Source organism: Alistipes provencensis (assembly GCF_900083545.1).
Taxonomy (GTDB): domain Bacteria; phylum Bacteroidota; class Bacteroidia; order Bacteroidales; family Rikenellaceae; genus Alistipes; species Alistipes provencensis.
In genome coordinates this window covers 1,518,465-1,535,902 of sequence record NZ_LT559262.1, presented here as the reverse complement: position 1 = coordinate 1,535,902, position 17,438 = coordinate 1,518,465, and the positions used below count along the sequence as shown (strand labels likewise).

Annotated in this window: 29 protein-coding genes; 1 reads left to right on the top strand and 28 read right to left on the bottom strand. The window is 55.6% G+C overall.

The features are described 5' to 3' along the window. Nucleotides 1–17: 17 nt before the first annotated feature. From ykgO to rpsL, 28 genes are all read right to left on the bottom strand, one after another. Nucleotides 18–134, bottom strand: coding sequence for a type B 50S ribosomal protein L36 (gene ykgO / locus BN5935_RS06140; protein WP_010262443.1), 117 nt, complete (start codon nucleotides 132–134; stop codon nucleotides 18–20). Between the two features lie 18 nt (nucleotides 135–152). Further along, nucleotides 153–371, bottom strand: a complete 219-nt coding sequence (gene infA, locus BN5935_RS06135) for a translation initiation factor IF-1 (protein ID WP_009597667.1) — start codon at nucleotides 369–371, stop codon at nucleotides 153–155. A gap of 6 nt (nucleotides 372–377) precedes the next feature. Beyond that, nucleotides 378–1,154 carry a type I methionyl aminopeptidase gene (gene map, locus BN5935_RS06130; protein ID WP_010262438.1) on the bottom strand — a complete coding sequence of 259 codons (777 nt, stop codon included), beginning with the start codon at nucleotides 1,152–1,154 and terminating at the stop codon, nucleotides 378–380. Between the two features lie 32 nt (nucleotides 1,155–1,186). Further along, a complete protein-coding gene (secY, locus tag BN5935_RS06125; RefSeq protein WP_010262433.1) occupies nucleotides 1,187–2,563 on the bottom strand; it encodes a preprotein translocase subunit SecY in 1,377 nt (458 codons plus the stop codon). A 22-nt stretch (nucleotides 2,564–2,585) separates the two neighbouring features. Continuing rightward, nucleotides 2,586–3,032: a 50S ribosomal protein L15 gene (rplO, locus tag BN5935_RS06120; RefSeq protein WP_064975335.1), complete on the bottom strand. Its 447-nt coding sequence runs from the start codon at nucleotides 3,030–3,032 to the stop codon at nucleotides 2,586–2,588. Between the two features lie 27 nt (nucleotides 3,033–3,059). Continuing rightward, nucleotides 3,060–3,314, bottom strand: coding sequence for a 50S ribosomal protein L30 (rpmD, locus tag BN5935_RS06115; protein WP_064975334.1), 255 nt, complete (start codon nucleotides 3,312–3,314; stop codon nucleotides 3,060–3,062). Nucleotides 3,315–3,328: 14 nt separating this feature from the next. Continuing rightward, nucleotides 3,329–3,847, bottom strand: coding sequence for a 30S ribosomal protein S5 (gene rpsE, locus BN5935_RS06110; protein WP_010262425.1), 519 nt, complete (start codon nucleotides 3,845–3,847; stop codon nucleotides 3,329–3,331). A gap of 6 nt (nucleotides 3,848–3,853) precedes the next feature. Continuing rightward, on the bottom strand, nucleotides 3,854–4,216 hold the full coding sequence (rplR, locus tag BN5935_RS06105) for a 50S ribosomal protein L18 (RefSeq protein WP_064975333.1): 363 nt from the start codon (nucleotides 4,214–4,216) through the stop codon (nucleotides 3,854–3,856). Nucleotides 4,217–4,232: 16 nt separating this feature from the next. Next, entirely contained in the window at nucleotides 4,233–4,820 is a 588-nt protein-coding gene (gene rplF / locus BN5935_RS06100) for a 50S ribosomal protein L6 (protein ID WP_064975332.1), read from the bottom strand. Between the two features lie 25 nt (nucleotides 4,821–4,845). Continuing rightward, entirely contained in the window at nucleotides 4,846–5,244 is a 399-nt protein-coding gene (gene rpsH / locus BN5935_RS06095; RefSeq protein WP_064975331.1) for a 30S ribosomal protein S8, read from the bottom strand. 876 nt (nucleotides 5,245–6,120) lie between these two features. Next, complete coding sequence (gene rpsN / locus BN5935_RS06090; RefSeq protein ID WP_010262412.1) at nucleotides 6,121–6,417, bottom strand: 30S ribosomal protein S14; 297 nt, start codon at nucleotides 6,415–6,417, stop codon at nucleotides 6,121–6,123. 3 nt (nucleotides 6,418–6,420) lie between these two features. Further along, a complete protein-coding gene (rplE, locus tag BN5935_RS06085; protein WP_010262410.1) occupies nucleotides 6,421–6,981 on the bottom strand; it encodes a 50S ribosomal protein L5 in 561 nt (186 codons plus the stop codon). Continuing rightward, the gene (rplX, locus tag BN5935_RS06080; protein WP_010262408.1) at nucleotides 6,981–7,304 is read right to left on the bottom strand and encodes a 50S ribosomal protein L24; all 324 of its coding nucleotides are present in this window, start codon (nucleotides 7,302–7,304) and stop codon (nucleotides 6,981–6,983) included. The genes rplE and rplX overlap by 1 nt, the downstream gene beginning before the upstream one ends. A 20-nt stretch (nucleotides 7,305–7,324) precedes the next feature. Continuing rightward, nucleotides 7,325–7,690 (bottom strand): 50S ribosomal protein L14, encoded by a 366-nt coding sequence (rplN, locus tag BN5935_RS06075; RefSeq protein WP_018696462.1) that lies wholly within the window; start codon nucleotides 7,688–7,690, stop codon nucleotides 7,325–7,327. A gap of 2 nt (nucleotides 7,691–7,692) precedes the next feature. After that, a complete protein-coding gene (gene rpsQ / locus BN5935_RS06070) occupies nucleotides 7,693–7,947 on the bottom strand; it encodes a 30S ribosomal protein S17 (protein ID WP_009597655.1) in 255 nt (84 codons plus the stop codon). Between the two features lie 9 nt (nucleotides 7,948–7,956). Continuing rightward, nucleotides 7,957–8,148: a 50S ribosomal protein L29 gene (rpmC, locus tag BN5935_RS06065; RefSeq protein WP_010262400.1), complete on the bottom strand. Its 192-nt coding sequence runs from the start codon at nucleotides 8,146–8,148 to the stop codon at nucleotides 7,957–7,959. An 11-nt stretch (nucleotides 8,149–8,159) separates the two neighbouring features. Further along, nucleotides 8,160–8,588, bottom strand: a complete 429-nt coding sequence (gene rplP, locus BN5935_RS06060; RefSeq protein ID WP_019152134.1) for a 50S ribosomal protein L16 — start codon at nucleotides 8,586–8,588, stop codon at nucleotides 8,160–8,162. A 30-nt stretch (nucleotides 8,589–8,618) separates the two neighbouring features. Continuing rightward, nucleotides 8,619–9,416 (bottom strand): 30S ribosomal protein S3, encoded by a 798-nt coding sequence (gene rpsC / locus BN5935_RS06055; protein WP_064975330.1) that lies wholly within the window; start codon nucleotides 9,414–9,416, stop codon nucleotides 8,619–8,621. A 4-nt stretch (nucleotides 9,417–9,420) separates the two neighbouring features. Next, nucleotides 9,421–9,831: a 50S ribosomal protein L22 gene (rplV, locus tag BN5935_RS06050; protein ID WP_064975329.1), complete on the bottom strand. Its 411-nt coding sequence runs from the start codon at nucleotides 9,829–9,831 to the stop codon at nucleotides 9,421–9,423. Nucleotides 9,832–9,838: 7 nt separating this feature from the next. Beyond that, on the bottom strand, nucleotides 9,839–10,108 hold the full coding sequence (gene rpsS / locus BN5935_RS06045) for a 30S ribosomal protein S19 (RefSeq protein WP_064975328.1): 270 nt from the start codon (nucleotides 10,106–10,108) through the stop codon (nucleotides 9,839–9,841). 17 nt (nucleotides 10,109–10,125) lie between these two features. After that, the gene (gene rplB / locus BN5935_RS06040; protein ID WP_010262385.1) at nucleotides 10,126–10,950 is read right to left on the bottom strand and encodes a 50S ribosomal protein L2; all 825 of its coding nucleotides are present in this window, start codon (nucleotides 10,948–10,950) and stop codon (nucleotides 10,126–10,128) included. Nucleotides 10,951–10,955: 5 nt separating this feature from the next. Beyond that, complete coding sequence (rplW, locus tag BN5935_RS06035; protein WP_010262383.1) at nucleotides 10,956–11,246, bottom strand: 50S ribosomal protein L23; 291 nt, start codon at nucleotides 11,244–11,246, stop codon at nucleotides 10,956–10,958. A 14-nt stretch (nucleotides 11,247–11,260) separates the two neighbouring features. Next, on the bottom strand, nucleotides 11,261–11,887 hold the full coding sequence (gene rplD / locus BN5935_RS06030; protein ID WP_064975327.1) for a 50S ribosomal protein L4: 627 nt from the start codon (nucleotides 11,885–11,887) through the stop codon (nucleotides 11,261–11,263). A gap of 1 nt (nucleotide 11,888) precedes the next feature. After that, entirely contained in the window at nucleotides 11,889–12,503 is a 615-nt protein-coding gene (gene rplC / locus BN5935_RS06025; protein ID WP_064975326.1) for a 50S ribosomal protein L3, read from the bottom strand. Nucleotides 12,504–12,622: 119 nt separating this feature from the next. Beyond that, on the bottom strand, nucleotides 12,623–12,928 hold the full coding sequence (rpsJ, locus tag BN5935_RS06020) for a 30S ribosomal protein S10 (RefSeq protein ID WP_004329464.1): 306 nt from the start codon (nucleotides 12,926–12,928) through the stop codon (nucleotides 12,623–12,625). Nucleotides 12,929–12,937: 9 nt separating this feature from the next. Next, nucleotides 12,938–15,052 carry an elongation factor G gene (gene fusA / locus BN5935_RS06015; protein ID WP_064975325.1) on the bottom strand — a complete coding sequence of 705 codons (2,115 nt, stop codon included), beginning with the start codon at nucleotides 15,050–15,052 and terminating at the stop codon, nucleotides 12,938–12,940. A 17-nt stretch (nucleotides 15,053–15,069) separates the two neighbouring features. Continuing rightward, nucleotides 15,070–15,546, bottom strand: coding sequence for a 30S ribosomal protein S7 (rpsG, locus tag BN5935_RS06010; RefSeq protein ID WP_010262357.1), 477 nt, complete (start codon nucleotides 15,544–15,546; stop codon nucleotides 15,070–15,072). Between the two features lie 38 nt (nucleotides 15,547–15,584). After that, a complete protein-coding gene (rpsL, locus tag BN5935_RS06005; protein ID WP_022061192.1) occupies nucleotides 15,585–15,965 on the bottom strand; it encodes a 30S ribosomal protein S12 in 381 nt (126 codons plus the stop codon). Between the two features lie 330 nt (nucleotides 15,966–16,295). Here rpsL and BN5935_RS06000 point away from each other — a divergent pair, with 330 nt between their 5' ends. Next, complete coding sequence (locus BN5935_RS06000; RefSeq protein WP_064976857.1) at nucleotides 16,296–17,348, top strand: WD40 repeat domain-containing protein; 1,053 nt, start codon at nucleotides 16,296–16,298, stop codon at nucleotides 17,346–17,348. Nucleotides 17,349–17,438 lie beyond the last annotated feature (90 nt).

The following is a 17,438-nucleotide window of genomic DNA, read 5'->3' as shown; positions in this document are numbered from 1 at the left end:
GACTTGTTTAAAAAACATTAACCCTGGCGCATTTTAAACTTGGGATTCTTTTTGCAAATGACGTAAAGTTTGCCTTTACGCTTCACAATCTTGCAATCCTCGCTTCTCTTCTTGATGGATGCTTTAACTTTCATGATTTTCAAGCAATCTAATTATTTGTACCGGAAAGATATACGTCCCTTCGTAAGGTCGTAGGGCGTCATCTCCACTTTTACTTTATCTCCGGGAAGGATCTTGATGTAGTGCATACGCATCTTCCCCGAGATATGGGCCGTGAGCACATGGCCGTTGTCCAGCTCAACGCGGAACATCGCGTTGGACAGCGCCTCGATGATCGTCCCGTCCCGTTCAATAGCAGCTTGTTTTGCCATAGAGTCTTAGTTGTTTATTGCCTGTTCAATGATACTGAAGTCCGTCAGGACATCGGGACCCGATTTGCGAACCGCCACGGCGAACTCATAGTGCGCCGCCGGTTTGCGGTCCCGCGTGCGGACCGTCCAGCCATCCTGTTCGAAAACTACCGCTTTGGTCCCCATGTTGATCATGGGTTCGATGCAGATGACCATGCCCTCCTTGAGCAGCGGTCCCCTGCCGCGTGCGCCGTAATTGGGAACACCGGGGTCTTCGTGCATCTTGCGACCCAATCCGTGTCCCTCCAATTCGCGCACCACGCCGTAGCCGAAGCTCTCGGCGTGTTCCTGCACGGCCGCCGACACGTCGCCTACGCGATTGCCGGCCTTGGCCTGCGCCGTACCTTTATAAAGAGCCTCTTTGGTGACCTCCATAAGCTGCCTTACTTCCGCGGCAACCTCTCCAACGGCAAACGTATATGCCGAATCACCAACAAACCCCTTCATAAACGTACCGCAATCGACCGAAACGATGTCGCCCTCTTTGAGGACGCATTTCGAAGATGGGATACCGTGAACCACCTGTTCGTTTACCGATATACACAACGAAGCGGGAAATCCCTGATACCCGAGGAAGGCAGGAACTGCTCCGTGCGCGCGGATGAAATCCTCGGCGATCGAATCCAACTCCTTGGTGGTGACACCCGGACGGATGTGGCGACCCACCTCCGCCAGTGTCTTCGACACCAGAATATTGTTCTCGCGGAGCAGCTCTATCTCCTCGTCTGTCTTTAAATATATCATTCTCTTCGCTTAAGAACTCTTCGGAAAAACTCCTAATGACGACCCTGAATACGGCCGGTCTTCATCAGACCGTCGTAGTGGCGCATCAGCAGGTAGCTCTCGATCTGCTTCAGAGTGTCGAGTACCACGCCCACCATAATCAGCAGCGACGTACCTCCGTAGAAGTAGGCGAACGCCTGCTGGATGCCCAGGAACTTCATCGCCAGCGCGGGCAGGATCGCCACGATCGCTAAGAAAATGGAACCCGGAAGCGTAATACGCGTCATGATGGTGTCGATGTAGTTCACGGTCTGCTTACCCGGTTTCACTCCCGGGATAAAGCCGCCGTTTCGCTTCATGTCATCGGCCATCATTTGAGGATTGATGATAATCGCCGTGTAGAAGTAGGTGAAGGCGATTACCAGCACTGCAAGCGTGAAGTTGTACCAGAAACCGGTCATCGAGCTGAAAGCAGCCGCGAAGGCCGTACCGGAGAACAGCGCCGGAATGAACATCAGAGCCTGTGCGAAGATGATAGGCATCACATTCGCAGCATTCATCTTCAGCGGGATGTACTGGCGCACACCACCGTACTGTTTGTTTCCGACGATACGCTTTGCATACTGCACAGGCACCTTGCGGACGGCCTGTACCAAGGCGATCGTTGCCATGAAGACAAGGAACAGCAGGATCAACTCGAGGATCAGCATGATGGCGCTACCGGTGGCCGTCTGGAAACGGGCGTTGACCTCGGCCAACAGCGCGTGGGGCAGACGTGCCACGATACCGATCATGATGATCAGCGAGATACCGTTGCCGATACCCTTGTCGGTGATCTTTTCGCCCAGCCACATGATGAACATGGTACCGGCGATCAGGATCGTTGTCGCATAGGCAATGAAGCCGAACGAATTGCCGTAGACGAAGGCGGAGGGAACCTGATGATACAGGTTGGCCATGTACGCCGGGCCCTGCAGGAGCAGGACGCCGATCGTCAGGAAACGCGTCCACTGATTCATCTTGCGGCGGCCGCTCTCACCCTCCTTCTGCATTTTCTGGAAATACGGAATCATCATACCCATCAACTGGATGATGATCGAGGCGGTGATGTACGGCATGACTCCGAGCGCCAGAATCGAGGCGTTGCCGAAGGCGCCGCCCGAGAAGACGTTCAGCAGACCCAGCAGTCCGTTGCCTTCGAGCTGGCTGGCGAACTCCGACCCCTCGCCCAGAGCGTTGGGGTTGATGCCCGGAATCACGACGAAACTACCCAAGCGGAAGACCAGCAGCAGCCCGATCGTGTAGATGACACGTTTGCGCAGCTCCTCGATCTTGTAGATGTTCTTGAGCGTTTCTACCAATTTCTTGTTGGTCGCCAAAAGAGCGATTACCACCAAAAAGACGATACCAACAACGAGATACTGATTCATAATTTTTGGGTTCTAAGGTTGCTTACAGTTTTTCGACGCTGCCTCCGGCTGCCGTGATGGCCGCCTCGGCGCTCTTCGAGAACGCGTGAGCCTTGACAGCGAGCGCCTTCGAGATCGTGCCGTTGCCCAGAATCTTCACCTTGTCGTTCGACGAGATGAAACCTGCGGCCACGAGCGTATCCACCGTAACCTCCGTGAGCGATTTCTTGGCAGCCAGCTCCTCGAGCGTCGAGAGGTTGATAGCCTTGAATTCGACTCGCTTCAGGTTGGTGAACCCGAACTTGGGAACGCGACGCTGCAGCGGCATCTGGCCACCCTCGAAGCCGAGCTTGCGCGAGTAACCCGAACGCGACTGTGCACCCTTGTGTCCACGGGTGGCGGTGCCACCGTGACCCGAACCTGCACCGCGGCCGATTCGCTTGTCGTGGTGCGTTGAACCCTTTGCGGGTTTGAGATTATGGAGTTCCATGTTTAAAATAATCCGTTACAGTTAAACTTATTCCGCGCTCTGAGCGGCCTCTTCTTTTACCTCGGCCTTCTTGGCCTTGGGAGCTGCCTTCTTGACGGGCGCCGCAACCTCCTCGATCTTGACGAGGTGTTTCACGCGCTCGATCATACCCTTGATGATAACCGAGTCGTCGTGCTCGACGCTCGCATTGATCCTCTTCAGACCCAGTGCGTCGAGGTTCCGGCACTGACGCGTGGTGGCGCCGATGCGGCTTTTGACCTGGGTGATTTTCAATCTTGCCATGTTCTTCTTGAGAATTAACCGTTAAACACCTTGTCCATCGAGATGCCGCGCAGGCGGGCGATGCTGTGGGCATCGCGCAGCTCGCAGAGCGCAGCGATGGTTGCCTTCACCAGGTTGTGGGGGTTCGACGAACCCTTGCTCTTGGCAAGCACGTTCTTGATACCCACCGACTCCAGCACGGCACGCATGGCACCGCCGGCGATGATACCCGTACCGGGAGCGGCCGGACGAATCATCACGAGCGAACCGCTGAAACGCGACTCCTGCTTGTGGGGGATCGTACCGTTGATCACCGGGATCTTGACGAGGTTCTTCTTGGCATCCTCCACGCCCTTGGCGATGGCCGACTGTACCTCCGAAGCCTTGCCCAGGCCGTAGCCTACCACACCGTCCTCGTTACCGACGACGACGATGGCCGAAAAACTGAACGTGCGACCACCCTTCGTAACCTTGGTAACACGCTGGATGCTGACGAGCCGGTCCTTGAGTTCGAGATCGCTCGTGCGTACTTTCTTTATGTTGGTATTTGACATAATCGCTTAGAATTTAAGTCCGCCTTCGCGTGCTGCTTCGGCCAGCTGTTTAACTCTTCCGTGATACAGGTAACCGTTACGGTCGAAAGCGACGGCCGAAATGCCTTTGGCCGTGGCGCGCTCGGCGGCCAGCTTGCCCACCAGGGCGGCTACTTCGCACTTGTTCTTACCGGCAGCGGCTTCGGCCACCTCCTTGTCCAGCGAGGAAGCCGTGGCAAGGGTTACACCGGCGAGATCATCAATGAACTGCACGTAGATCTGCTTGTTGCTACGATATACAGTCATGCGAGGCTGTGCAGGCGTTCCGCTCACGATCTTGCGGATACGCATCTTGATCCTCTCTCTTCTTTCTATCTTGTTCAGTGACATAACTTCAGACTATTTACTATTTAGCACCTGCTGATTTACCGGCCTTGCGACGGATCTGCTCGCCTACGAACTTGATACCCTTGCCCTTGTACGGCTCCGGCTTGCGCAGCGAACGGAGTTTGGCGGCGACTTGGCCGACAAGCTGCTTGTCGATCGACTTGAACGTTACGATGGGGTTACCCTTTTTCTCGGTAACGGCCGTAGCGGTCACCTCCTTGGGCAGCAGGAAATGCGTATCGTGCGAATAGCCGAGGCTCATCTCCAGAACCTGACCCTTGACCTCGGCCTTGAAGCCGACGCCCACGAGCTCCTGCTTGATCTCATAGCCTTTCGATACGCCGACAACCATGTTGTTGATCAGCGCACGGTACAGGCCGTGCATCGAGCGGTGGCGGGGCTGGTTGGTGGGACGGCTCACCAGAACGGCGGGAACTTCCGCGCCCGTGCGGACATCCGTATGCGTGCCGACCTCTACCGTGATATCCGAGTCAACTTTCTGGCTCAGCGTCCCGAGTGGCCCTTTCACGCTTACCGTATTGTCGGCCGATACCTCTACGGTAACGCCGGCAGGCAGGTTTACAGGTAATTTACCAATTCTTGACATTGTGTTGTTCTTTAATGATTTGCAATTAGTAGATGTAGCACAGCACCTCGCCGCCCACGTTCTCCTTGCGGGCCTGAGCGTCGGTCATGATGCCTTTCGAGGTCGAAATGATGGCGATGCCCAGACCGTTCAGTACGCGGGGCATGTCCGAAACCGACGCATACTGACGCAGACCCGGGCGGCTGACGCGCTTGAGGTCCTTGATGGCGTTGGTCTTGGTGGCGGCATCCCACTTCAGAGCGATTTTGATCGACGGGTGGCCCTTCTCGTCCTTGTCGAATTTGTAAGCGAGAATGTAACCCTGCTCGTAGAGGATCTTGGTCATCTCCTGCTTAATTTTTGAACCGGGAGCTTCAACCACCTTGTGGTTGGCTTTCACCGCGTTTCTAATTCTGGTCAGAAAGTCCGCAATAGGATCAGTCATAACGAATAGAAATTAAAAATTAAAAGTTAGTTTATTATTCGAGCCTTTGATATTTCAGGCAGGTTCCCATGCTCCGGACCGCCGTATTCGCAGCCTGCGGCTGCGTTTACAAGCCTGACCCTCCCCTAAATCCCCTCCATCGGAGGGGACTTTACGGCAAGGTCCCGAAATCATCGGATTGCACCGGGCAAATCCGACGCACTCTTTGGTTCCTGCAATACATATCAAACAACCCTTGTTTTTAATCATTTGGCTTTCAACCCATTGACATCCGCCAACCGGTTTTCGGCCCTTTTTTCGCCCCTCGTTCGCATACGCACACGAGGGCACAAAGCGCGCAAATATACGCATTATTTCCCAAACGACCAAGATTACCGCCTGATTTTTAGCGATTTTGCCATTGCCCCCGGAACGCAGACAATGTTAGCACCCAGTATGTTGCTAACATATATCCGCACAAAACTCCCGTTCAGCAACCGGCCGTGCCTTCGGAAATCACCCGGGCACCCGCCTCCGCGATCCGCCCCGGTCACTTCCTGCGGCCACACGGCGACCTTCCGGCATCCTCCGTTGCTGCCTCACGCAACTCCGGTTTCAGTCCTCCGGCCCCTCGGTCCGAGAAATTTGTAACCAAGCGTCCAACCCTTCGCTACGCCCCACATATCGGGAAGTTACCGCTTGCGGCGGCACTTTCCCCGACACTGTGACGTATCTACATGGGTTACACACCCCTATCTGCCCCGCTTCCTTCCGAGAGACACGCTCTCCGCAGGCTTTTCACCTTCCGGAAGACGGAACTTTATTCAGAATTGCAGGTTTTCCGGCTCCGGGCAGCGACACATCCGCGCCCTCCCCGTCGCCGCGCCCCTGCGGCTGCTACCAGCTGGCCTTCGTAACGCCCGGGATCAGACCCTTCGAGGCCATCTCACGGAACTGGATACGGCTGATGCCGAACAGGCGGATGTAGCCTTTGGGACGGCCGGTGATCTTGCAGCGGTTGTGCTGACGGATCGGATTCGAGTTGCGGGGCAGCTTCGAAAGCGCCTGCCATGCCTCCTCGTGGTCCATCTCACCGCTCTTCACCTTGGCAGCGATCTCCTCGCGCTTGTGAGCATAGCGGTTTGCAAGCTTCGCACGCTTCACCTCGCGGGCTTTCATCGATTCTTTTGCCATAGCTTAGTTGTTCTTTTTAGCGTTTTTGAAAGGAAGGCCGAACTCGCGGAGCAGGGCATAAGCCTCTTCGTCGGTCTTGGCCGTCGTTACGAACGTGATCTCCATGCCGAAGATCTTGGTGATCTTGTCGATGTCGATCTCCGGGAAGATGATCTGCTCGGTGATGCCCAAGGTGTAGTTGCCTTGGCCGTCGAACTTCTCATTGATTCCCTTGAAGTCGCGGATTCGGGGAAGCGCCACTGCGATCAGACGCTCCAGAAACTCGTACATCTTCGTATCGCGCAGCGTCACGCGCACGCCGATGGGCATGCCCTTACGCAGCTTGAAGTTCGAGATGTCCTTGCGCGAACGGGTCTGAACAGCCTTCTGGCCGGTGATCGTAGTCAGTTCGGCTTCAGCCACGTCGATGAGTTTCTTGTCGGCGACAGCCTGACCCATACCTTGGTTGATGACGATCTTTTCGAGCTTCGGGCACTGCATAACGCTCGAGTAACCGAACTCCTTCATAAGGGCAGCCTTGATCTGCTCCTTATACCGTGTCTTGAGTGTAGGTACGTATCCCATTATTTGATCTCCTCCCCTGACTTTTTAGCGAAACGAACTAATTTACCTTTTGCATTGAGCTTGCGGCCGACCTTGGTGGGCTTGCCCGACTTGGGGTCGATGAGCATCAGGTTCGAGACGTGGATCGGAGCCTCTTTCTCGATGATGCCGCCTTGGGGATTCTGCGCATTGGGTTTGGTGGCCTTCTTGCAGAGGTTCACGCCTTCAACGATGGCACGCTGCTTCGAAACCTCGACCTTCAGGACTTTACCCGTCTGGCCCTTGCCGTCGCCGGCAATGACCTGAACCTGATCCCCTTTCTTAATATGTAATTTCACTGACATATCCGAAATTGTTTTTATGATTACAATACTTCGGGTGCGAGGGAGATAATCTTCATATACTGGTCGCGCAGCTCACGAGCTACGGGGCCGAATATACGAGTACCGCGCATTTCACCCTGGTTGTTAAGCAGCACCACGGCGTTGTCGTCGAAACGAATGTACGAACCGTTTGCACGCCTGATTTCCTTCGTGGTTCTTACGACGACCGCCTTCGATACGGCGCCCTTCTTGACATCGCCCGAGGGGGTCGCGCTCTTCACGGCCACCACGATCTTATCGCCGATAGATGCGTAGCGACGCTTCGTGCCGCCGAGCACCCGGATGCAGAGGACCTCCTTCGCACCGCTGTTATCAGCTACTACGAGTCTACTTTCCTGTTGTATCATAACTACTTAGCTCTTTCAATGATTTGTACTAATCTCCAACGCTTGGTCTTGCTCAGCGGGCGGGTTTCCATGATACGCACGGTATCACCCTCCTTGCAGGTCTCGTCGAGCGACTCGGCGACGAATTTCGTCGTCTTGTTCACGAACTTGCCGTAGATAGGATGCTTCACCTTACGTGCTACTGCAACCACAATGGTCTTCTCCATCTTGTTGCTGACAACCACACCGATACGCTCTTTTCTAAGATTTCTTTCCATAGTTGTTACTTATTTAGCGTTTTTTTGACGCAGAATGGTCAGCATGCGAGCTATATCTCTGCGGTTCTTCTTGATGATCGACGGGTTCTCGACGGGGGACACTGCGTGCTGCACCTTCAACTTCCCGAGCTGGGCCTTTTCGGTCTCGATGCGTTCCTGCAGGTCCTTGATCGAAATATCCTTGATTTCTGCACTTTTCATTTTGCGTTCCCTTAAATTGTGGTTTCGACGTAGTCACGTCTTACGATAAACTTGGTGGTAATGGGCAGCTTCTGGGCTCCCAGGCGCAGCGCCTCCTGAGCTACTTCCAGAGGCACACCTTCGGCCTCGAAGAGAATGCGTCCGGGCGTAACTGGCGCCACGAAGCCTTCGGGATTACCCTTACCCTTACCCATACGCACCTCGGCGGGCTTCTTCGTGATGGGTTTGTCGGGGAAGATGCGAATCCACAACTGACCTTCACGCTTCATGTAACGCGTAATGGCCTGACGGGCCGCCTCTATCTGACGACCTGTGATCCAGGTCGATTCAAGTGCCTTGATTGCGAACGATCCGTATGCAAGTTGGTTTCCTCTCTGAGCGATACCTTTCATACGGCCTTTCTGCATTCTTCTAAATTTGGTCTTTTTCGGCTGTAACATGTTAGTTCTGCTTTAAAAAGGTCCTACTTACTACTGATTGTTGTTGCGACGGTCTCCGCGTCCACCGCGACGGTCCCCGCCACGACGATCGCCACCGCGACGGTCGCCACGATCTCCGCGTCCGCCACGACGGTCTCCGCGTTCACCGCGGTCGCCCGAGGGAGCCTGCGCCGAAGCGCCTGCGATCTCGAACAGGTCGCGCTGTCCGTAGACGATGCCTTGGCAGATCCAGACCTTCACGCCCAGAATACCCACCTTGGTGAGCGCCTCCGTCAGGCAGTAGTCGATATCTGCGCGGAACGTGTGCAGCGGAATGCGTCCTTCCTTGATCGTCTCGGTACGGGCCATCTCGGCGCCGCCTACACGGCCGGCAACCTGAATCTTGATACCCTCGGCACCCATGCGCATGGTCGAAGCCACGGCCATCTTCACGGCGCGGCGGAACGATACACGGCCCTCCAACTGGCGGGCGATGTTCTGACCGACGATCACGGCGTCCACCTCGGGGCGCTTCACCTCGAAGATGTTGATCTGGATCTCCTTGCCGGTGAGCTTCTTCAGCTCCTCCTTCAGTTTGTCGACCTCCTGTCCGCCCTTGCCGATGATGATACCCGGACGGGCGGTCGAAATCGTAACCGTCACGAGTTTCAGCGTGCGCTCGATGATGATCTTCGAGATGCTCGCCTTGGCCAGACGGACATTCAGATACTTGCGGATCTTGGCGTCCTCGACGAGTTTGTCGGAGAAATCCTTGCCTCCGAACCAGTTGGAATCCCAACCGCGGATGATGCCAAGACGATTTGCTATCGGATTAACTTTCTGTCCCATCTGATTACTTGTTTTCTACGGTTACCATTTTGTCAACTACGATCGTCACATGGTTCGAACGCTTGCGGATACGGTGTGCGCGACCTTGGGGCGCAGCCTGAATACGCTTCAGCATGCGACCGCAGTCGACGAATACCTCTTTCACGCAGAGCTTCGTGTCCTCCAGACGCTCCGACTCGTTCTTGGCCTCCCAGTTGGCGATCGCCGACTTGAGGAGCTTCTCCATACGGATCGACGCCTCCTTCTTCGAGTAACGAAGGATGCCCAGAGCCTTGTTGATCTCCACGCCGCGGATGATGTCGGCCACCAGGCGCATCTTACGGGGAGAGGTCGGGCAGTCACGCATAATGGCGATTGCCTTCTGCTTCTTTTCGGCCTTTATTTTCTCGGCCATATTTGCTTTTCTTGCACCCATTTTCTACCTATTTTTTCTTGTTACCTGCATGACCACGGAAGTTGCGGGTGGGGGCAAACTCACCGAGTTTGTGACCTACCATGTTCTCTGTTACATACACCGGAATGAATTTGTTTCCGTTGTGGACAGCTACCGTCTGACCTACGAAGTCAGGCGAGATCATACTTGCGCGTGACCATGTCTTGATTACCGACTTTTTATTCCCTTCGGCCTGAGCGACGACTTTCGCCTCGAGCTTGGGGTCGATAAACGGTCCTTTTTTTAATGAACGGCTCATTATGTACTCTTATTTAATTATTTTTTCTTCTTGGAAATAATAAACTTCGAGGTCGTCTTCTTCGGGTTACGAGTCTTATAACCCTTGGCAAGCAGACCCTTGCGCGAACGCGGGTGACCACCCGACGCACGTCCTTCGCCACCACCCATCGGGTGATCCACCGGGTTCATGACGACACCACGGGTGCGGGGACGACGGCCGAGCCAACGCTCGCGTCCTGCCTTGCCCGACTGCTCGAGGCTGTGGTCGACGTTCGACACGACACCCACCGTAGCACGGCAAGTTACGAGTACCATACGAGTCTCGCCCGAAGGCAGCTTGATGATGGCGAATTTGCCCTCACGAGCCAGCAACTGGGCGTAGGAACCGGCCGAGCGTGCCATGGCGGCACCCTGACCGGGGTAGAGTTCAATGTTGTGCACGACCGTACCCAGAGGGATCTCGCTCAGGAAGAGCGTGTTTCCGACCTCAGGAGCAACGCCTGCGCCGCTCATTACGGTCTGACCGACTTGGAGTCCGTTAGGTGCGATGATGTAGCTCTTCTCACCGTCGGCGTAAACCAGAAGTGCAATGCGTGCGGTACGATTGGGGTCGTACTCGATCGATTTTACCGTTGCAGCCATGCCGTCCTTCGCACGTTTGAAGTCGACATTACGATACATCTGCTTGTGACCGCCGCCGATATAGCGAACCGTCATCTTACCGGCGCTGTTACGTCCGCCCGAGCTCTTTTTGGGGCTCAGCAGCGACTTCTCCGGCTTGTTCGTCGTTATCTCGTCGAACGTGCCGACAATCTTATGTCTCGTACCTGCGGTAACAGGTTTAAATTTTCTTACTGCCATCTTCGTTAGATATTACTGTAAAAATCGATCTTGTCTCCATCCTTCAAGGTGACGATAGCCTTCTTGAAGTTATTGGCGCGACCCTCCAGAAGACCAGCCTTGGTATAGCGGCTCTTGAGTTTGCCCATGTAGTTCACGGTGTTCACGTCCGTAACGACGACGTTGTACATCTGCTCTACGGCATTGCGAATCTGCAGCTTGTTAGCCTTTACGTCAACGATAAAACCGTAGCGATTCAACTTATCGCCCTGAATCGTCATTTTCTCGGTCAAAACCGGCTTAATAATAATGTTCATTGTAACTTGCGTTTTTAAGCTAACATCGTATTCAATACATTCTCGGCGCCCTCTACCAATACGATGGCCGATGCGTTCATCACGTCGTATGTGCAGACGTTCTGAGCCAGCACGGGCTTCACATAGGTGAGGTTGCGGCACGACAACTGCAGGTTCACGTTCGATTCCGGAAGAACGAGCAGAACCTTCTTGTCATCGACCTTCAGCGCCTCGGCCAGAGCCGCTACCGACTTGGTCTTGGGAGCCTCCATCGAGATGGCCTCGACGATGCTGATGACGCCTGCCTGAGCCTTGTAAGTCAGCGCGCTGCGGCGAGCCAGTTGCTTGAGCTTCTTGTTGAGCTTGAAGCTGTAATCGCGGGGCTGGGGACCGAAGATACGGCCGCCGCCCGGGAACAGGGGCGACTTGATGCTGCCCGCACGTGCACCGCCGGTGCCTTTCTGACGCTTGAGCTTGCGGGTCGAGCCGGCAACTTCGTTGCGCTGCTTCGACTTGTGCGTACCCTGACGCTGGTCGGCGAGGTACTGCTTCACGTCGAGGTAGATAGCGTGGTCATTAGCCTCTACTCCGAAAACGGCATCCGAAAGGACTACCTTACGACCCGTTTCTTTTCCTTGTGTGTTTAAAACAGCTAATTCCATACTACTTTTCAATCGTTAAATAAGCACCTTTAGCTCCCGGAATCGACCCCTTCACGAGGATCAGGTTGTTTTCGGGAATTACTTTCAATACACGCAGGTTCAAAACCTTCACCTGCTCACCGCCCATCCGGCCGGGCAGACGTTTGCCCTTGAAGACGCGCGAGGGATAGGACGACGCACCCAGCGAACCCGGCTTGCGCGCACGGTTGTGCTGGCCGTGGGTCTGGCCGCCTACGCCGCCGAAGCCGTGACGTTTCACGACGCCCTGGAAGCCTTTTCCTTTCGAAATCCCGGTCACGTCGACCCAGTCCTCTTCCGAGAAGAGCTCTACGGTCAGCGTGTCGCCGAGTGCCACTTCGGGCATGTCCTTGAATTCCGCAAGTTTGCGTTTCGGAGTCGTGCCGGCTTTCTTGAAGTGACCTAACAAACTGCTGGTGGCGTGCTTTTCACTTTTTTCGTCATAGGCAATCTGAACCGCCTCGTAGGTATCCTTCTCGACGGTTTTGATTTGCGTAACAACGCACGGACCAGCCTCAATGACAGTGCATGGTATGTTCTTACCCTCGGCACTGTAAACGGAAGTCATTCCGATTTTCTTTCCAATAAGTCCTGACATTTGTTGTCAATTGTTTGTTATAAAATAGTATAAAGTGATGTAACGTTCAGGCCCTGCCGATTCCGGTCCGAAACGCCGTAAACGGCATTGCGGAGACCGGCAGGACGTCGCTCAAGCTATCACACCTTGATCTCGACCTCGACGCCCGAGGGGAGCTCGAGCTTCATCAGCGCGTCGATCGTCTTGGGCGTCGACGAGTAGATATCGAGGATACGCTTGAAGGTGCAGAGCTGGAACTGCTCGCGGGCTTTCTTGTTGACGAAAGTCGAGCGGTTGACCGTAAAAATCTGCTTGTGCGTGGGAAGGGGCACCGGGCCGCTCACGACGGCACCCGTGCTCTTCACAGTCTTCACAATCTTCTCGGCCGATTTGTCCACGAGATTGTGATCGAATGACTTTAACTTGATTCTAATCTTCTGGTTCATATTGTTTGCTTATTCTATTTCCTTACGTTTACCACTCGCTTTCTCGATGATCTCCTTGGCCAAGTTGGCGGGAACCTCCTCGAAGTGCGAGAACTCCATGGACGAAGTGGCGCGGCCCGACGAGATCGTACGCAGCACGGTCACATAGCCGAACATCTCCGACAGGGGAACCTTGGCCTTCACCACGCGGGCGGTGCCCTTCGACTCCATGCCGGTGATCTGTCCGCGGCGCTTGTTCAGGTCGCCGATGATGTCGCCCATGTTCTCCTCGGGGGTAACGACCTCCACGGACATCACGGGCTCCAGAATCACCGAACCGGCCTTGGGAGCGGCCGCACGGTAACCGTTGCGGGCAGCGATTTCGAACGACAACTGGTCGGAGTCCACCGGGTGGAACGAACCGTCGAGCAGCGTGATCTTCATCGAGTCCATCGGATAGCCGGCCAGCGCACCGTTGGCCATAGCCGACTCGAAGCCCTTCTGAACCGAAGGAATGAACTCCTTGGGAATGTTACCGCCCTTCACCTGATCGACGAACGTAAGGCCCATCTTGCCCTCCTCGGCGGGACCGATTTCGAAGATGATGTCGGCAAACTTACCGCGACCGCCGGTCTGCTTCTTGAAGACCTCACGGTGCTGAACCGTCTTGGTAAGCGACTCCTTGTAGTTCACCTGAGGAGCACCTTGGTTGATCTCCACGCCGAACTCGCGGCGCAGACGGTCGACGATGATGTCGAGGTGAAGCTCACCCATACCGCTGATAACCGTCTGACCCGAATCCTCGTCGGTGTGAACCGTAAAGGTGGGGTCCTCCTCAGCCAACTTGCCCAGAGCGATGCCGAGCTTGTCGAGGTCCTTCTGGGTCTTGGGCTCTACGGCCAGACCGATCACCGGCTCGGGGAAGGTCATCTGCTCCAGAACGATAGGTGCGTTCTCGGCGCAGAGCGTGTCGCCCGTGCGGATCTCCTTGAAACCGACGGCTGCGCAGATGTCACCGGCGCCGACGGTCTCTATCGGATTCTGCTGTTTGGCGTGCATCTGGTAGAGACGGCTGATACGCTCGCGTTTGCCGCTGCGCGTATCCAGCACATAGGAACCTGCATCGAGCTTGCCCGAGTAGACGCGCACGAAAGCCAGACGGCCCACGAACGGGTCGGTAGCGATCTTGAACGCCAGACCGCAGAACGGATCGCTCTCCGTGGCGTTGCGGGTCTCTTCCTGCTCGGTCTTGGGGTTGATACCCGTAACTGCGGGCAGGTCCAGCGGCGAGGGGAGGAAAGCCATCACATAGTCGAGCAGTTTCTGCACGCCCTTGTTGTGGAACGACGAACCGCAGAGCATCGGGACGATCTGCATCGAGATCGTAGCCTTGCGGATCGCGGCGAGCAGCTCGTCGGCAGTGATCGAATCGGGATCCTCGAAGAACTTCTCCATCAGCGCATCGTCGGTCGAAGCCACCTCCTCGATGAGCTTGGCACGCCATTCGGCGGCCTCGGCCTTCATCGACTCGGGAATCTCCTTCAACTCGAAGTTGTCGCGGACGGTCTTGTCGTCGTAGTAATAGATAGCATTATTATATATAAGGTCTACCAGACCTTCGAACTTGTCCTCGGCACCGATGGGCAGGACGACCGGAAGGGCCGTAGCACCGAAGTGCTCCTTGATCTGTGCGCACACCGACAGGAAGTCGGCGCCCGTGCGGTCCATCTTGTTGACGTAACCGAGACGGGGAACGTTGTACTTGTCGGCCTGACGCCATACCGTCTCCGACTGGGGCTCGACGCCGCCCACGGCGCAGAACGTAGCGACGGCTCCGTCCAGCACACGCAGCGAGCGCTCCACCTCGACCGTGAAGTCGACGTGTCCCGGGGTATCGATCAGGTTGATCTGATACTGGTTGCCCTTGTAGTTCCAGAATGCGGTCGTAGCGGCCGAGGTGATCGTGATACCGCGCTCCTGCTCCTGAACCATCCAGTCCATGGTAGCTGCTCCTTCGTGCGTCTCACCGATCTTGTGGGTCTTGCCCGTGTAGAAAAGGATTCGCTCGGATGTGGTGGTCTTACCGGCATCGATGTGAGCCATGATGCCGATGTTACGAGTATATTTTAAATCTCTGGTTGCCATCTGTCAATCCTCTCTTTTTAGAATCTGAAGTGTGCGAATGCCTTGTTGGCCTCAGCCATGCGGTGCATCTCCTCCTTACGTTTGAAGGCGGCACCCTGCTGGTTGAAGGCATCCAGTATTTCTGCTGAGAGCTTGTCTGCCATCGTCTTGCCGGCGCGCTTGCGGGAATAGAGGACAAGGTTTTTCATGGAAATAGAAATCTTGCGCTCCGGACGAACCTCCATAGGAACCTGGAACGTCGCACCTCCGATACGCTTCGATTTCACTTCGACTTGGGGTGTGATGTTCTCCAGAGCCTGTTTCCAGACTTCCAAGGGAGATTTATCAGCATCCTTCATCTTCTTGCCGACGATATCCAACGCATCGTAGAAAATCGTGTAGGCAATACTCTTCTTACCATCCAGCATAAGGTTGTTCACGAAACGGGTCACAGCCACGTCTCCGAACTTCGGATCCGGAAGTAGAATTCGCTTTTTTGGCTTAGCTTTTCTCATTGCTATTTAAAAATGATCTGTTAAAAAAATTCTCTTGACTACTTACCTGCCTTGGGGCGTTTCGCACCGTACTTCGAACGACGCTGACGACGTCCGTCGACGCCTGCCGAGTCGAGCGCACCGCGCACGAGGTGGTAACGTACACCGGGGAGGTCCTTCACACGACCGCCGCGGACGAGCACGATGGAGTGCTCCTGCAAGTTGTGGCCTTCTCCGGGGATGTAGGCGTTGACCTCCTTGCCGTTGGTCAATCTCACACGTGCTACCTTACGCATAGCCGAGTTCGGCTTCTTCGGGGTGGTGGTGTACACACGCGTACATACGCCCCGGCGCTGCGGACACGCGGCCAGTGCGGGAGACTTCGACTTGTCCTCCATCTTCACACGGCCGTTTCTCACTAACTGTTGAATAGTTGGCATTGCTTAAACTGTCCTTTAATTGTTAAAAAATCTATCTCCATTGTCCAAAATGGACTGCAAAGGTACGCATTTTTTCGGAAATACAATATATAGGAGCATCTTTTTTCGCCATTTTACAGGAATTTACGCTGTTTGCTATTCTTTTTACTTATGGATTTTTAGACGTTATAATATTCAGCTTATATATAATTCATCAATCGGTTTATCTTCAATGCCATACATCACCGGAAAACAACATCCGCCGCGGCACGGACTTTGCCCCCGAAACGGGGTACGGGCCGCCGGAGCGCCGAATGCCCCGGCGCCGAACAACCCCGTACCGCAAACACCATGAAACGACTCTTACACAACCTTTTCCTGCCGCTCCTCGCAGCGGTCCTCTGCTCGGGAGCGTGCAGCGACGACGACAACGGCAAGCGGCCGAAACCTTCGGGCTACGACATCTACACGGCGGGCTATAAAACCCCGTCCGGCAAGTCCGTGGCGACGGTCTGGAAAAACGGCAACGAACTCTACGCCCTGACCGACGGCACGAACAATGCTTGGGCCTACTCCGTCTCGGTCGACAACGGCACGGTCTACACGGCGGGCTACGAACAACAGGGCGACGCGATCGTCGGGAGAATCTGGGTGAACGGCACCCTGAAATACACCATTGCGCCGGCCTCGGGCAGCGCCTACCTCTACTCCGTTTCGGCCGCCGGCGGCAGCATCTACGTCGCCGGCAGCGAGGATACGGGTGGCGCCCTGACGGCCAAAATCTGGAAGGACGGCGCGGAGACGCACGCCTACTCGGTGAGCCCCGCCACATCGCAAGCCCGGGCCGTGACCGTCTCGGGAAGCGATGTCTATGCCGCGGGCAGCCTCCAGAGCGGCCTCGAAAAACAGCTTGCCGTGGTCTGGAAGAACGACAAGGCGCATTTCACGCTCACCGACGGACAGACCGACGCCGGAGCCATCGCCCTCTGCGCCGACGGCCGCACGCTCTACACGGCGGGCTATGTGGGCACACAGGCCGTCGTCTGGAAAGACGCCGACGTGCTCTACACGCTGACCGACGGCTCCTCCTCGGCCGAGGCCACCGCCGTCTGTCGTTCGGGGAGTGCGCTCTACGCCGCAGGCTACACCGTCGACGGCTTCGAGAACGAGGGCGTCGTCTGGAAGAACGGCCGGGAGCTTTACGACCTCTCGGACGGCCCGGCCCAAGGGTCGCTGCCCTATGCCATAGCCGCTTACGGCGACGACGTTTTCAGCGCCGGAACCCTCTTCGGTACGTCGCGCACGGCCGTCGTGTGGCACGGCGAGGAGATCCTCCACACGCTCACCGACGGCACGGGCCACGGCGAAGCCTATTCAATGAGCGTCGTGCCGCTTTACAGATAACCGGTTTCCGCACACAGTTCGTGACGGGACGCGCCTTTCGGGGCGTGTTCCGTTTTTTATGACATATTGGAAACAAGATAAATGACGAAT